The organism is Plantactinospora sp. WMMB334, assembly GCF_049179095.1.
Taxonomy (GTDB): domain Bacteria; phylum Actinomycetota; class Actinomycetes; order Mycobacteriales; family Micromonosporaceae; genus Plantactinospora.
Window position 1 is genome coordinate 5,819,175 of the sequence record NZ_JBMHME010000002.1, and the last position, 14,221, is coordinate 5,833,395.

At 68.3% G+C, this 14,221-nt stretch carries 11 protein-coding genes; 9 read left to right on the plus strand and 2 right to left on the minus strand.

Annotated elements, in window-relative coordinates; all coding sequences use genetic code 11:
* The first annotated feature begins 123 nt into the window (after window positions 1–123).
* Complete coding sequence (locus ACN27G_RS24855) at window positions 124–1,716, plus strand: alkaline phosphatase D family protein (RefSeq protein ID WP_421495171.1); 1,593 nt, start codon at window positions 124–126, stop codon at window positions 1,714–1,716.
* Window positions 1,717–1,776: 60 nt separating this feature from the next.
* Here the strand turns inward: ACN27G_RS24855 and mdh are convergent, their stop codons facing one another.
* Both mdh and ACN27G_RS24865 read right to left on the minus strand, forming a co-directional pair.
* Window positions 1,777–2,727 (minus strand): malate dehydrogenase, encoded by a 951-nt coding sequence (mdh, locus tag ACN27G_RS24860; protein WP_421495172.1) that lies wholly within the window; start codon window positions 2,725–2,727, stop codon window positions 1,777–1,779.
* A gap of 152 nt (window positions 2,728–2,879) precedes the next feature.
* Window positions 2,880–3,761, minus strand: a complete 882-nt coding sequence (locus tag ACN27G_RS24865; RefSeq protein ID WP_421495173.1) for a bifunctional methylenetetrahydrofolate dehydrogenase/methenyltetrahydrofolate cyclohydrolase — start codon at window positions 3,759–3,761, stop codon at window positions 2,880–2,882.
* Window positions 3,762–4,236: 475 nt separating this feature from the next.
* Here ACN27G_RS24865 and ACN27G_RS24870 point away from each other — a divergent pair, with 475 nt between their 5' ends.
* The 8 genes from ACN27G_RS24870 to ACN27G_RS24905 all read left to right on the plus strand — a co-directional run bounded on the left by ACN27G_RS24870 (window position 4,237) and on the right by ACN27G_RS24905 (window position 14,102).
* On the plus strand, window positions 4,237–5,868 hold the full coding sequence (locus ACN27G_RS24870) for a peptide ABC transporter substrate-binding protein (RefSeq protein WP_421495174.1): 1,632 nt from the start codon (window positions 4,237–4,239) through the stop codon (window positions 5,866–5,868).
* Window positions 5,869–5,971: 103 nt separating this feature from the next.
* Entirely contained in the window at window positions 5,972–6,910 is a 939-nt protein-coding gene (locus ACN27G_RS24875) for an ABC transporter permease (RefSeq protein ID WP_421495175.1), read from the plus strand.
* Window positions 6,911–6,923: 13 nt separating this feature from the next.
* A complete protein-coding gene (locus ACN27G_RS24880; RefSeq protein WP_421495176.1) occupies window positions 6,924–7,853 on the plus strand; it encodes an ABC transporter permease in 930 nt (309 codons plus the stop codon).
* A 4-nt stretch (window positions 7,854–7,857) separates the two neighbouring features.
* Complete coding sequence (locus ACN27G_RS24885; RefSeq protein WP_421495177.1) at window positions 7,858–8,907, plus strand: ABC transporter ATP-binding protein; 1,050 nt, start codon at window positions 7,858–7,860, stop codon at window positions 8,905–8,907.
* Window positions 8,894–9,943: an ABC transporter ATP-binding protein gene (locus ACN27G_RS24890; protein ID WP_421495178.1), complete on the plus strand. Its 1,050-nt coding sequence runs from the start codon at window positions 8,894–8,896 to the stop codon at window positions 9,941–9,943. Before ACN27G_RS24885 ends, ACN27G_RS24890 begins: the two co-directional genes overlap by 14 nt.
* Window positions 9,944–10,079: 136 nt before the next feature.
* Window positions 10,080–10,286 (plus strand): hypothetical protein, encoded by a 207-nt coding sequence (locus tag ACN27G_RS24895; protein WP_421495179.1) that lies wholly within the window; start codon window positions 10,080–10,082, stop codon window positions 10,284–10,286.
* Window positions 10,283–11,149 (plus strand): DUF2637 domain-containing protein, encoded by an 867-nt coding sequence (locus ACN27G_RS24900; RefSeq protein WP_421495180.1) that lies wholly within the window; start codon window positions 10,283–10,285, stop codon window positions 11,147–11,149. The genes ACN27G_RS24895 and ACN27G_RS24900 overlap by 4 nt, the downstream gene beginning before the upstream one ends.
* Window positions 11,150–11,735: 586 nt before the next feature.
* Window positions 11,736–14,102 (plus strand): tetratricopeptide repeat protein, encoded by a 2,367-nt coding sequence (locus tag ACN27G_RS24905; RefSeq protein WP_421495181.1) that lies wholly within the window; start codon window positions 11,736–11,738, stop codon window positions 14,100–14,102.
* Window positions 14,103–14,221 lie beyond the last annotated feature (119 nt).

Here is a 14,221-nt window from a genome sequence, read left to right on the forward strand (position 1 = left end):
CGGGCCGCCGGCCGGCGTCCTCGGCACCCCGCAGCCGAGTACACCTTTCGTTCCGCTGTAGTACCTCTTCAGGTCGATTGTCGGAGGAGCTGGGCTTCGCCCCGGTTCACGATCATCGATCGCATGACTGCTCCGTACCCGTTGAACCGCCGGCGTTTCGTCTCGGCGGCCGGTGCCGCGACCGCCGGCCTGGTGGTCGGGCCGATGCTGCTCCGCGCCGACGGCGCGGCGGCGCACATCCCGTCCACGGCGGGCGGCCCACTTCCCGCCGGTCTCTTCACCCTCGGCGTCGCCTCCGGCGACCCGATGCCCGACGGCGTGGTGCTCTGGACCCGGCTCGCGCCGCAGCCGCTGCTCGGCGGTGGCATGCCGGACCGGCCGGTGCCGGTGCACTGGGAGGTCGCCGAGGACGACCGCTTCCGCCGGGTCCACCGCCGGGGCGTCGCGCTGGCCTCGCCGCACCTGGCCCACTCGGTGCACGTCGAGCTCACCGGGCTGCGCGCCGACACCGAGTACCACTACCGGTTCCGGGTCGGCCAGGAGATCTCCCCGGTGGGCCGGACCCGGACCGCGCCGGCCGCGCACGCCCGGCCCCGGCGGCTCCGCTTCGCGTTCGCGAGCTGCCAGGACTACCAGGCCGGGGCGTACACCGCGCACCAGCACCTGGCCGAGGAGGATCTGGCGTTCGTGGCGTTCCTCGGCGACTACATCTACGAGAACCGGCCGAACCCGGCGGCGTACCGGACGCATCAGGGCACCGACGAGCCGTACTCGCTGACCGACTACCGCAACCAGCACGCCCAGTACAAGACCGACCCCGACCTCCAGCGGTCGCACGGGGCGTTTCCCTGGATCGTCACCTTCGACGACCACGAGCTGGACAACAACTGGGCCGACGAGGTCCCGCAGGACCCCGACCTGCAGACCCCGGAGGCGTTCCGGGCCCGGCGCAGGGCGGCCTTCCAGGCGTACTACGAGCACATGCCGCTGCGCCGGTCGGCGCTGCCGCGCGGGATAGACATGCGGCTCTACCGGCGGCTGCGCTTCGGCGACCTCGCCAGCGTGCACGTGCTGGACACCCGGCAGTACCGCAGCGACCAGCCGGCCACCCTGGCCGAGGCGCAGAACCCGGAGCTGTCGATGACCGGGCCGGAGCAGGAGCGCTGGCTGGTGCACGGGATGCGCAGCTCCGGCAGCCGGTGGAACCTGCTCGCCAACCAGGTGATGTGGGCCTCCAACGACCGCCAGGCCGGCCCGGGACAGACCTTCGACCTGGACAACTGGGACGGCTACCGCGTGCAGCGGCGCCGGCTGCTCGAGTACTTCGGCTCCGGCCAGGTGGCCAACCCGGTGGTGCTGACCGGCGACCGGCACTGCACCTGGGTCTGCGACCTGAAGCCGGACTTCGACGACCCGGCCTCGCCGGTGGTCGGCGCCGAGATCACCGGCACCTCCATCACCTCCGGCGGCAACTCGGACCGGGCGGCGTTCCACCGCAGCTACGACCCGATCATGGCGGAGAGCCCGCACTGGAAGTACATCGACAACCAGCGCGGCTATGTCGTCTGCGACGTGACCCCGGAGCGGATGCTCAGCTCGCTGCGCCTGGTCGACACCGTCTGGGCGCCCACCGCCACGGTACGCACCGCCGCCGAGTTCGTGGTGCTCGCCGGCCGCCCCGGCATCTCCGTCGTCAGCCAGGAGCCGCAAGCCTGAAGTGCAAGGAAGGGCCCCCGCTACAACAGAAAACGATAAGCGGGGGCCCTTCCTTGCACCTCACATGTTGGCGACGTCGGCCTGCTTGGCGCGGACGGCCTCGGCGGCCGCCTTCAGGCTCGCGATCTCGTCGTCGTCGAGCGGCGTCTCCACCACCCGGCGTACGCCCTCGCGGCCGATCTCGGCCTCGACGCCCAGGTAGACCCCGGAGATGCCGTACTCGCCGTCGACCCAGGCGCAGACCGGCATCACCTCGCCGGAGTCGGTCGCCACGGCCCGGGCCATCCGGGCGGCGGCGGCCGACGGGGCGTAGTACGCCGAGCCCGTTTTGAGCAGCGCCACCACCTCGGCCCCGCCGTTGCGGGTCCGCACCACCAGTTCCTCGATCTGCTCGGCCGGCATCACGTCGCGCAGCGGCTTGCCGTCGACGGTGCTCCGGGACGGCACCGGCACCATCGTGTCGCCGTGCGAGCCGAGGGTGAGGGTCCGCACCGAGCCGACCTTCGCGCCGAGCGCCTCGGCGACGAAGTTGCTGAACCGGGCGGTGTCCAGCATGCCGGCCTGGCCGAGCACCCGGTTACGCGGGAACTGGGTGGCGATCTGGGCCAGCGCGGTCATCTCGTCCAGCGGGTTGGAGACGACGATGACCACGGCGTTCGGGGCGTACTTGGCGACGTTCTCGGCGACCTGGCGGACGATCCGGGCGTTCGTCTCCAGCAGGTCCATCCGGCTCATGCCCGGCTTGCGGGGCAGGCCGGCGGTGATCACCACGACGTCGGAGCCCTCGATCTGCTCGTAGCCCTCGCCGCCCTTGCCGGTCGTCACGCCGACGACCCTGGTCTCGAAGCCCTCGACCGGGCGCGACTGGTTGAGGTCCAGCGCGATGCCCTCGGGCTTCCCCTCGATGATGTCGGTGATCACGACCGTGTCGAAGACGTCGTACTCCGCCAGGCGCTGCGCGGTCGTCGAGCCGTAGAAGCCGGCACCGACTACGGTGACCTTTTTGCCCATGGTCGTCCCACTCCCTGATACCCGTCTGGTTATTTCCGGACGGTATCAGCCAGGAGTGTTCGGTTCTGGCCAGGGGCGGAATTGGCCGGCACCGCTCACACTCCGCCGACACCGCCCGCCCGTCACACTCCCCGACACCGCCCGGACTCCGGTCAGCTCTGCCCGGACGGCTCCAGGTTGGCCTCGGCGCGCTCCACGACGTTGCTGAGCAGCATGGCCCGGGTCATCGGGCCCACCCCGCCGGGCATCGGCACCAGCTTGTCGGCCACCTCGGCGACCTCGGGCTCGACATCGCCGGTGTAGCGGCCCTTGCCGTCCGCGCCGATCACCCGGGTGATCCCGACGTCGACCACCACCGCGCCCGGCCGGACCATGTCGGCGGTGAGCAGTCCGGGCACGCCGGCCGCCACGATCACGATGTCGGCGGACCTGGTGTGCGCGGCCAGGTCCAGGGTGCCGGTGTGGCAGAGCGTCACGGTGGCGTTCTCGCTGCGCCGGGTGAGCAGCAGCCCGAGCGGCCGGCCGACCGTGTTGCCCCGGCCGACCACGGCGACCTCGGCGCCGCGCAGCGGCACGTCGTGCCGGCGCAGCAGCTCGACGATGCCGCGCGGGGTGCAGGGCAGCGGGCCGGGATAGCCGAGGACGAGCCGGCCGAGGTTGACCGGGTGCAGCCCGTCGGCGTCCTTGTCCGGGTCGATCATCTCCAGCACGCGCTGGGTGTCCAGCTGGATCGGGAGCGGGAGCTGCACGATGTAGCCGTGGCAGGCCGGATCGGCGTTGAGTTCGGCGATGGTGGCGTCGACCTGCGCCTGGGTGGCGTCGGCCGGCAGCTCGCGGCGGATCGAGGCGATGCCGACCTCGGCACAGTCCCGGTGCTTGCCGTTGACGTACGCCTGGGAGCCGGGGTCGTCGCCGACCAGCACCGTGCCGAGACCCGGTACGACTCCCCGCTCGGCCAGCGCCTTCACCCGGTCGCGCAGTTCGTCCTTGATGGTTGCCGCGGTCGCTTTGCCGTCGAGAAGGGTGGCCGTCACAGGCAGATCGTCTCACGCGGTACGGCCGGCCGACCCGGCACCCGGTCGGTCGGTGCCGGGATCGGCTACTCGGCCCAGCGGTGGTCGTCCGGGCGAATGGCACCGGCCCATAACTACGCGTAACCGTGTCGTTAGTCACGCTGAGTTAGCGCCCTGTGGAGTTGTCCACATTCTGGACCGACCCATAGGGCCGAAATAGGACTATTCTCCGGGGCGCCGAACCTCAGGGGCAGATCCGTCCTGCGCCAGCTATGGGGCTGTTGGTGCTGGATGCCCGATTCTTAGGGAGGCCGAGTCCGGGCTTTCCTTAGCAGCTCATGCCAAACATATGCAAGCCCTGTGAGCCCACTGAGTTACTGACTCGTAACCATCCAGTTTGGCCATGGGTACAGCCACGACCTACCTTTACCGAGCGTTGCACAGCGTTACCCCAGTGTCGGGACGACTGCTCAGCGTAAGGAGACGAGGAGGCTTCATGCAGGTTCGTAGGCTCGCTGCCTGGACCGCCCTCCCCCTTGCCGCGACCCTCGGCCTCGCGGCCTGTGGCGGCGGCGGTTCGGGGGAGAGCGACCCGAATGCCACGGTTTCGATCCAGATCTCGGAACCGCAGCACCTGATTTCCACGAACACCAACGACTCGAGCGGCAACCAGGTGCTCTCGGCCCTGTTCACCCCGCTGGTGGACTACGACGCCGAGAACAAGCCGTACGAGGTCGCCGCCGAGTCGGTGACGTCGACCGACAACCTGACCTGGACGATCAAGATCAAGGACGGCTACACCTTCCACGACGGTGAGAAGGTGACCGCCGACAACTACATCAACGCCTGGAACTACGGCGCCTACGCGCCGAACGGCCAGGGCAACAGCTACTTCTTCGAGAAGATCGCCGGCTACGACGACCTCCAGTCGAAGGACCCGGACGGCGAAGAGGGCCCGCAGAAGGCTCCGGAGCCGAAGGCCACCACCATGAGCGGGCTCAAGAAGGTCGACGACCTGACCTTCACGGTGACACTGGCCAAGCCGTACGCCGAGTTCAAGACCGTCCTCGGCTACACCGCGTTCTACCCCCTGCCGGACGCCGCGTTCTCGTCCCCCGGTGTGATCAAGGACGGCTACGAGGACGCCCCGATCGGCAACGGCCCCTTCAAGATGAAGGGCACCTGGCTGCACGACGCCAAGGTCGAGGTCGAACGCTACGACGCGTACCCGGGCGACAAGCCGAAGATCGCCGGCGCCGAGTTCCGGATCTACCAGCAGCTCACCGCCGCGTACGCGGACGTGCTCTCGGACAACCTCGACGTGGACGTGACGGTGCCGACCGAGAACCTGAGCACCGCGCCGACCGACCTGGGCGACCGGTTCCAGCAGAGCCAGAACTCGTCCTTCCAGTTCGTGGCCTTCCCCACGTTCCAGGCTGAGTTCAGCAGGCCGGACGTACGCAAGGCGATCTCCATGGCGATCGACCGGGACGAGATCGCGAAGTCGATCTTCAAGGAGTCGCAGATCTCCGCCCGCTCGTTCGTCTCGCCGGTCGTCGCCGGCTACCAGGAGGACACCTGCGGCGAGGCCTGCGAGTTCGACCCGGCCAAGGCGAAGGAGCTCTACCAGTCCGCCGGCGGCCCGGCCGAGCTGAAGATCACCTACAACGGTGACGGCGGGCACAAGGACTGGGTCGACGCCACCTGCAACCAGCTCAAGGCCAACCTGGGCGTGGAGTGCGTCGGCACCGCCGAGCCGAAGTTCTCGGACCTGCTGACCAAGGTCGAGCAGAAGCAGCCGGTCGGCCTGATCCGGCTGGGCTGGCTGATGGACTACCCGTCCATGGAGAACTACCTCGGCCCGCTGTACACCACCAACGGTTCGTCGAACTACTACGGCTACAGCAACCCGGAGTTCGACCGGCTGGTCGCGGAGGGCACCGCCGCGGCGACCCCGGACGAGGCGATCGAGAAGTACCAGCAGGCTGAGCAGATCCTGGCTCAGGAGATGCCGGTGATCCCGCTCCGGTTCGGCCAGAACGTCTACGCGCACTCGACCAGGGTCACCAACGTCGAGGTCGACCTCTTCCAGGTCGTCGACCTGACCAAGATCGAGGTCGTCGGCTGAGCTGAGCGCAGGGCCGGTCCGGGCCACCCGTCCAGCGGGTGGCCCGGACCGTTCCACTGGACCGCTTCCACAGGGGAGCAAGCCACGGGGGAGTAAGCAAGGGATGTTCCGCTACATCGTGCGGCGCCTGCTCCAGATGGTCCTGGCCTTCTTCGGGACCACACTGATCGTCTACGCGCTGATGTTCGCCGGACAGGGTGACCCGATCCAGGCACTCGCCGGTGAGCGCCCGGTCAGCGCCGCGCAGCGGGCGTACCTGACCGAGAAGTTCCACCTCGACCAGACCGGGATCGGCGGGTTCTTCTACCGTTACTTCGACTACGTCGGCAACCTGCTCCGGGGCGACCTCGGCGACTCCCTGACCGGGCGGAAGATCAGCGACATGCTGGCACAGGCCTGGCCGGTCACCGTCAAACTCGCGATCATCGGGCTGCTGGTGGCGATCCTGGTCGGGGTCACCGCCGGGGTCGTCGCCGGGCTGCGCCGGGGCGGCATCTTCGACAACGCCACCCTGGTGCTGACCCTGCTGGTGCTCGGCGTCCCCACCATCGTGCTGGCGCCACTCGCCCAGTACTTCCTCGGCGTCAAGCTGCCGCTCTTTCCGCCGACCGCCGGTGCCGAGCCGAGCCTCTACGCCCTGCTGCTGCCCGGCATCGTGCTCGGCTCCCTGTCGTTGGCCACGGCGCTGCGGCTGACCCGTACCTCGGTGGCGGAGAACATGCGCTCGGACTACGTACGGACCGCGCGGGCCAAGGGCCTGCCGACCCGGCGCCTGGTCAGCGTGCACGTGCTGCGGAACTCCCTGATCCCCGTGATCACCTTTCTCGGCGTCGAGCTCGGCAACCTGATGAGCGGCGCGATCATCACCGAGGGCGTCTTCAACATCCCGGGCGTCGGGTTCAACCTCTTCCGCGGCATCAGGACCGAGGACGGTCCGCTGGTGGTGGGCCTGGTCAGCGTGCTGGTCGTGGTCTACCTGGTGTCCAACCTCGTGGTCGACGTCCTCTACGCCGTCCTCGACCCCCGCATCCGGTACGAGTGAGGGACGTAGCGCAATGAGTGATCTGCACACCGTCACCACGGCCGAGGCGGCCGGCAGCGGGACCGGATCGGGCGACCCGGCCACCCGGCCGCGCAGCCTGGCCGGTGACGCCTGGCGCGACCTGCGCCGCAACCCGATCTTCTGGGTCTCACTCTTCCTGGTCGTGGCCGTCACCGCGATGGCCGCCCTCCCCGGGTTGTTCACCGCGAACGACCCGCAGGACTGCACGCTGTCCCGGCAGCACGCCGGGCCCGGCGGCGGGGCCCCGTTCGGGTACGACTTCCAGGGCTGCGACATCTACGCCCGAGCCGTCTTCGGCGCCCGCGCCTCCCTGCTGGTCGGCGCCTTCTCCGCGCTGCTCACCGGGCTGATCGCGATCACGGTCGGCATGCTCGCCGGCTACTTCGGGCGGTGGATCGACGCGGCACTCTCCCGGGTGATCGACGTCGTCCTCGGCATCCCGCTGCTGCTGGCCGCGATCGTCCTGCTGAAGCGGATCGGCAGCGACAGCCCGAACGTCCGGATCATGGCGGTGATCTTCGTCCTCGCCATCCTCGGCTGGACCACCGCCGCCCGGGTGATCCGCTCCTCGGTGATCAGCGCCAAGCAGCAGGACTACGTGGCGGCGGCCCGGATGCTCGGCGCCGGCAACGGCCGCATCATGTGGCGGCACATCCTGCCCAACTCGCTGGCGCCGGTGATCGTGGTGCTGACCATCGCGCTCGGCTCCTTCATCGCCGCCGAGGCGACGCTCTCCTTCCTCGGCATCGGCCTGAAGGCCCCGACCATCTCCTGGGGCATCGACATCGACGCCGGCCGGACCCACATGCGGGAGTCGGCGCTGCCGCTGGTGGTGCCCTCGACCTTCCTGGCGCTGACCGTACTGGCCTTCATCATGCTCGGCGACGCGATCCGCGACGCCTTCGACCCGAAGCTGCGGTGATCACATGTCGGTTTACCTGAACGAACGGAGCGGGCAGGGCGGACCGCAGGGTGCCGGCGCCGCCGACGGCGGGCACCTGCTGGAGGTACGCGACCTCTTCGTGGAGTTCCACACCCGGGACGGCGTGGCCAAGGTGATCAACGGCGTCTCGTACCACCTGGACGCCGGGGAGACACTGGCGGTGCTGGGTGAGTCGGGCTCCGGCAAGTCGGTGACCGCGCAGGCGATCATGGGGATTCTGGACATGCCGCCGGCGGTGATCCCGTCCGGGCAGATCCGCTACCGCGGCACCGACCTGCTCTCGCTGCCCGAGGAGGAGCGCCGGAAGGTACGCGGCAAGCAGATCTCGATGATCTTCCAGGACGCGCTCTCCGCGCTGAACCCGGTCTTCCCGGTCGGCTGGCAGATCGGCGAGATGCTGCGGCTGCGCGAGGGACTCTCCCGGGCCCGGGCCAGGCGCCGGGCCATCGAGCTGATGGAACTGGTCAAGATCCCCGGCGCCCGGCAGCGGGTCGGGGACTATCCGCACCAGTTCTCCGGCGGGATGCGGCAGCGGGTCATGATCGCGATGTCGCTGGCACTCGACCCGGCGGTGCTGATCGCCGACGAGCCGACCACCGCGCTGGACGTGACGGTGCAGGCCCAGATCATGGACCTCCTCGGCGAACTGCGCCGGGACCTGGACATGGCGATGATCCTGATCACCCACGACCTCGGGGTCGTCGCCGACGTGGCCGACCGGATCGCCGTGATGTACGCCGGCCGGATCGTCGAGCACGCCGACGTGCACTCGCTATACGAGGCGCCGGCACACCCGTACACCAAGGGGTTGCTGGAGTCGATCCCCCGGCTCGACCTCAAGGGCCAGCGGCTGACCACCATCCGGGGCCTGCCGCCCAACCTGATGCGCATCCCGAGCGGATGCCCCTTCCACCCGCGCTGCCCGTACGCCCGGCAGGAGTGCGTCGACGTCGTGCCGGCGGCCCGGTCGCTCGGCGATGGCCGGACCAGCGCCTGCCACTTCGCCCAGGAGGTCCTCGATGGCACGCTCTGAGGAGCAGCGGACGACGACACCGACCAGGTCGCGCGGTGAGACCGTGCTGCGGGTCGAGAACGTCGTCAAGCACTTCCCCATCACCCAGGGCATCGTCTTCAAGCGTCAGATCGGCGCGGTGAAGGCGGTCGACGGGGTCAGCTTCGAGCTGGGCCGGGGCGAGACCCTCGGCATCGTCGGCGAGTCCGGCTGTGGCAAGTCGACCCTGGCCAAGCTGCTGATGCGGCTGGAGACGCCGACCTCGGGCCGGGCGATGCTGGAGGGCCGGGACATGTTCAAGCTCTCCGGCACCGAGCTGCGCCGGATGCGCCGGAACGTGCAGATGGTCATGCAGGACCCGTACACCTCGTTGAACCCCCGGATGACGGTCGGCGACATCATCGGCGAGCCGTTCGACATCCACCCGGACGCGGCGCCGCGCGGCTCCCGGCGGCACCGCGTCCAGGAACTGCTGGACCTGGTCGGGTTGAACCCGGAGCACATCAACCGGTATCCGCACCAGTTCTCGGGTGGGCAGCGGCAGCGGATCGGCATCGCTCGGGCGCTCGCCCTGAAGCCGGAGATCATCGTCTGTGACGAGCCGGTCTCGGCGCTGGACGTGTCGATCCAGGCCCAGGTGATCAACCTGCTGGAGAGCCTCCAGGACGAGCTGGACCTCTCCTACATCTTCATCGCACACGACCTGTCGGTGGTGCGGCACATCGCCGACCGGGTCGCGGTGATGTACCTCGGCAAGATCGTGGAGATCGGCACCGAGGCCGAGATCTACGAGCGGCCGACGCACCCCTACACCCAGGCGCTGCTCTCGGCGGTACCGGTGCCGGACCCGAAGGCCCGGGCGCACCGCGAGGTGATCCGGCTCGACGGCGACGTGCCGTCGCCGGCCGACCCGCCGTCGGGTTGTCGGTTCCGGACCCGGTGCTGGAAGGCGCAGGAGATCTGCGCCACCCAGGAGCCGCAGCTCGTCCTCCGGGCCGTCGAGCCGCACCCGTCGGCCTGCCACTTCGCCGAAGTCAGTGAACGGAAAATGGCATAAGGGTTCACGAACCAGCGAAACAAGTCCTGACCAGGGACATCCCGCCTGGTGCGACCGCGCCCGGTGCACCGCCGACCCGGCCAGTCAGGCCCACGGCTACCGGTCCGGCGTTGGCGGTGAGCACCGGTCCGCCGCGGTGCGGCTCGACCTGGCCGCCGCCTTCCCGCTCCCCAAGCCGGCGGGTGAGGCGTACCTGACCGAGGCGGTAGCGCCGTGGCCGTGTTCGACGTACCTACGCATCCGGGTTGGCGATGCCGAGGTGGCCATGCCCGTCGAGCAGGCCGCATCGGTGCTGTCGGCGCTCGGCATGCTCGCGGCGGCTGGGGAGGTGATGTCCCGATGAGGACTCGCACCGACAGACTGCTCATGGCGCTGACCGGCCTGTGCGTCGCCGGGCTGGCCATCGTCGCGGGCGCGATCTCCTTCGCGCACATGGTGGAGCTGGCCCAGCGGCACGACCAGACCGGGTGGAAGGCGTACGCGTTTCCGGTGAGCGTGGACGGGCTGGAGATCGTCGCCAGCCTGTACTTGGTCGCGCAGCGCCGCGCGGGCCGCCCGACCGGTTGGGTGCCGTGGGTGGCGCTCGTGGTCGGCACCCTGGCGAGCCTGGCCGCCAATGTCGCGGTTGGCGGTCACGACCCGATCGGCAAGGCCCTGGCCGGGTGGCCGGCGCTGTCAATGCTCGTGTCGGTCAAGCTGTTGTTCTCCATGATCGATCACGGCGATCTTGATCAGCGGACAATCCGGGACGATCAGCGGCCGGCCGACGATCGCTCGTCGATCTCGGGGACCGCCCCGGACGACGGGGCGTCGTCCGGGCTGGCGGCGGACGGGCGGACGGGAAACTCCGGCCCGGTCGGCATCCGCGGGACTGACCACAACGGCGGGCCCCCTCCGAGACGGTCGACGGACCGCCTGGATAGCACGGTCACGGTCGAAGTCCGTAGCGTCGCCCACCTGATTCCAGCAGCGCGAGCAGCCCGCGCCGCACTGACGAAGAGCGGCCGGTCGCTGTCGCGCGACGCGCTGGCCGACGTGATGCGCGACGATGGGCACGGCGTGTCGAACGCCCGCGCATCGCTGCTGTTGAAAGTGCTGAAAGCGGAGGAGTCAAGCTGCTTGGGGGCCGAGGAGAACGGGGCTACGAGACGGGACTCGGACGGCGGCCCGGACCTCGTGAGCATGAGACCCAATGTGGTCGATTAAAAGGGTTCTCAATTGATGTTTGGAGATTCTCGGACATGACCTCCGATAATTCGCCGGGCGCCCTGAACCGACACTACTGCCGCATCAGGCAGCAGTACCGGGGCGGCGACGAGGGTGGCAACCGGGTCAGGCTGACCCCAGATCTTGACCGTGGCGGCGAGCACGCCGTAGTGGAGCCAGAAGAGCATGATGACGGCGAGCGACGAGCCGGCACCGTCGATGCGCGCCGTAGGGTTCGGCTCTTGGTGAAGGTTCGGCTCGCAACCTGCGGACCAATTCGATCAAGGCCGTGGTCATAGTCAGGACGCCGGTGACCAGACCGACGATTGCGCCCAGAGTCTCGATCACTGTGAGCAGAGCCCCTTTCAAGTTTGTGCCGCCTCTGCCTCCGAGAGGTATGGCGATCATCTGCCAGTAGGGCAGGCTCGCAGCTGTGCTGCGGGTACCGGAGGACGGCACGGCGACCGAAGAACAGGCTCTAGCTGCATGTACGGCGTTCTGTTCGGCACACTGCCAGCACACCCGCCGCCCCCTTTCTGCGCGCCCTTGGGTTCTGGAATGGTGTAGAGGGACACGGATGGACCGGATGGGAGCGGCGGTGGCGGCTGGCAAACCGATCGACCCTACCCGCTGGCCCGATGCCGGCCCTCACCGCGACTTGCTGCAGCTCCTCGCTGAGGTGCATGAAGACAATGGGTTCAAGAGCCTGCGTGATGTAGCGGCAGGCATGAACTTGGCGTCCCGTACCCGGGTCAGCTGTCTCTTGCGGGCTGTCGACGGTACCCTTCCTGCCGACGAGAACCAGCTTGCACAGCTCGTACGAGCGCTCGGTGGCGGTGACGACGACGTTGCGAAGGCCACCCCTCTGTACCAGGCTGCGAAGCAGCAGCGGACTGGCCGCGCAGCCCATACATCGGGTGGGCCCAATGATCGGCTACCCAGCGTCGTGAACAGTGAGCCGCGAGCTCTTGGGGTACACGCCGCGATCACCACAACCCAGGGGGGATCAAGCCTTCCTCCATACGTCGACCGCGATGCCGACCTGGTTCTACAGCAGCTGATCGCTGAGGCCGCCACGAAAGGCGGGTTTATCCTGCTTGTCGGCGACTCATCAGTGGGAAAGACCCGGACGCTGTACGAAGCACTGCGCGGTGTCGTACCAAGCTGGTCGTTGTGGCAGCCGGCCGACGCAGCGGAGGTGCGGCGGTTGGATCACGTAACTCCGCAAACAGTGGTCTGGCTGGACGAGCTCCAACATTTCCTCCGCGGCGGACTGGCCGCCGGTGACTTACGAGCACTTCGCCGCCGCCATGATCCACTAATAATTGTGGCTACTCTCTGGCCCCTGCGATATCAGCAGTACAGCGTGATACCGCCGCCACGTTCCATGGAAGATCCATATCAGGCGGAGCGGGAACTGCTCGGACAGGCCGAGGTTGTGACTATCGACTCGCAGCTCAGCGTCGGTGAGCGGGACCGAGCGAGAGTCCTGGCCGCCTCCGACCCGCGCATCGCGCAGGCTTTGAACTCCGAATTCGGCATGACGCAGGCCCTCGCTGCGGCTCCCGCACTTGTCCAGCGCTGGGACCATGCGCCCGAACGCTACGTCTGGGCACTGCTGACTGCAGCGATCGACGCGCGTCGTATGGGTATTGACGCCCCGTTGAGTGCCGACCTGCTCCGCGCTGCGGTGCCCGGGTATTTGACACCGGTCCAGCAGGCGAAGGCGCCGGCAAACTGGTTCGAAGAGGCCCTATCGTATGCGACCAAGGACCTGCATGGGGCGGTCGCGGCACTGATACCAGTCGGAATCGGTATGGGCATGATCGCCGGCTATACCGTCGCGGACTACTTGCTTCAATATGGCGCGGAAATACGGAGGTCTGTCACGCCGCCCCGGTCAGCGTGGGACGCCTATCGTCGCAACCTGATGGAGCCGGCCGATTTATTGGCGGCCAGTCGTGCCGCAGAAGTCCGTTCGCTTTTAGATCACGCCGAAGATCTGCTGCGATCAGCACTTCGCCGTGGTAGCGATCCAGACGTTCGGCCCCGCCTCGCAATGCTTCTGCGGAAACTCTCGCGTCTCGACGAGGCGATCGAGGTATGGCGTGAGGCGGTTGCCGCCGAGGACCCCGGCGCCCGTCTTAGACTCGCCCTGCTCCTACAGTCGGAGGGACGCTGGGACGAGGCCATCGAAGTATGGCGAACGGCAGCTGACGCCGGTGACCCAGATGCCCACCTGCGGCTCGCGCTCCTGCTGAGGTCAGATCGCCGAGTCGATGACGCGATAGTCGCGCTGCGGCGTGCGGTCGCGGCCCGGGTGGAGGGCGCCCGCGCATGGCTCGTGGCAGTACTGCAAGACGACGGGCACGTTGACGACGCCATCAAGGTGTGGCAGGAGGGTGTTGCTGTCAACGAGGACGGCGCCCGCGAGGGCTTGGCAGCGTTACTGCAATCTGAAGGCCGCACCGAAGAAGCAATCAAGGAACTGCGCGAGGCAGTGGCCACAGGCTTGACAAGCCTACGACCCCGCCTAGCTGAGCTGCTGCACAACCACGGCTCCGTAGAGGAGGCTCTCGCAGTCTGGCGCGAGGGCGTACGGAACGGTGAGGCCGGTGCGCGGGCTGGTTTGGCCGTAATGCTTCAATTTGAAGGACGAGCCGACGAAGCTATTGCCATTCGTCGGGAGGCAGTCGAATGGAGCGACCGCGACGCCATCCGAGGGCTGGCCGAGCTCCTCGAACGGGAAGGGCGAGCTGATGAAGCCATCTGCGCATGGCGTACCGCAGTCAGGGCAGGCGTACCCGGAGCCCGGCTGCAACTCACGTGGCTCCTCCAACAAGCCGGACGTCTAGACGACTGCATCGCACTCTGGCAGGAGGCCCTGGCCGCAAACGAGCCGAATGCGACCCACTGGCTGACGCTGCTGTCCCACGCAAGAAAGGCCACATGAGGCGGGAGGTGAATTGCATTAGAAGGTCGAGAGTATGGGCGCCGAAATTGCCGTCCCTGCTGGTCAGGCGCCATACTCGTATTTTCGTGTAGCGGTCAGCCGGGCCTGTCGTCTGGGTG

Bases quoted from the DNA above. Each gene is read 5' to 3' on its own strand.
- ACN27G_RS24855 (WP_421495171.1), top strand. From the start codon at position 124: ATGACTGCTCCGTACCCGTTGAACCGCCGGCGTTTCGTCTCGGCGGCC.
- ACN27G_RS24870 (WP_421495174.1), top strand. From the start codon at position 4,237: ATGCAGGTTCGTAGGCTCGCTGCCTGGACCGCCCTCCCCCTTGCCGCG.
- ACN27G_RS24880 (WP_421495176.1), top strand. From the start codon at position 6,924: ATGAGTGATCTGCACACCGTCACCACGGCCGAGGCGGCCGGCAGCGGG.
- ACN27G_RS24905 (WP_421495181.1), top strand. From the start codon at position 11,736: ATGGGAGCGGCGGTGGCGGCTGGCAAACCGATCGACCCTACCCGCTGG.
- mdh (WP_421495172.1), bottom strand. From the start codon at position 2,727: ATGGGCAAAAAGGTCACCGTAGTCGGTGCCGGCTTCTACGGCTCGACG.
- ACN27G_RS24875 (WP_421495175.1), top strand. From the start codon at position 5,972: ATGTTCCGCTACATCGTGCGGCGCCTGCTCCAGATGGTCCTGGCCTTC.
- ACN27G_RS24900 (WP_421495180.1), top strand. From the start codon at position 10,283: ATGAGGACTCGCACCGACAGACTGCTCATGGCGCTGACCGGCCTGTGC.
- ACN27G_RS24885 (WP_421495177.1), top strand. From the start codon at position 7,858: ATGTCGGTTTACCTGAACGAACGGAGCGGGCAGGGCGGACCGCAGGGT.
- ACN27G_RS24890 (WP_421495178.1), top strand. From the start codon at position 8,894: ATGGCACGCTCTGAGGAGCAGCGGACGACGACACCGACCAGGTCGCGC.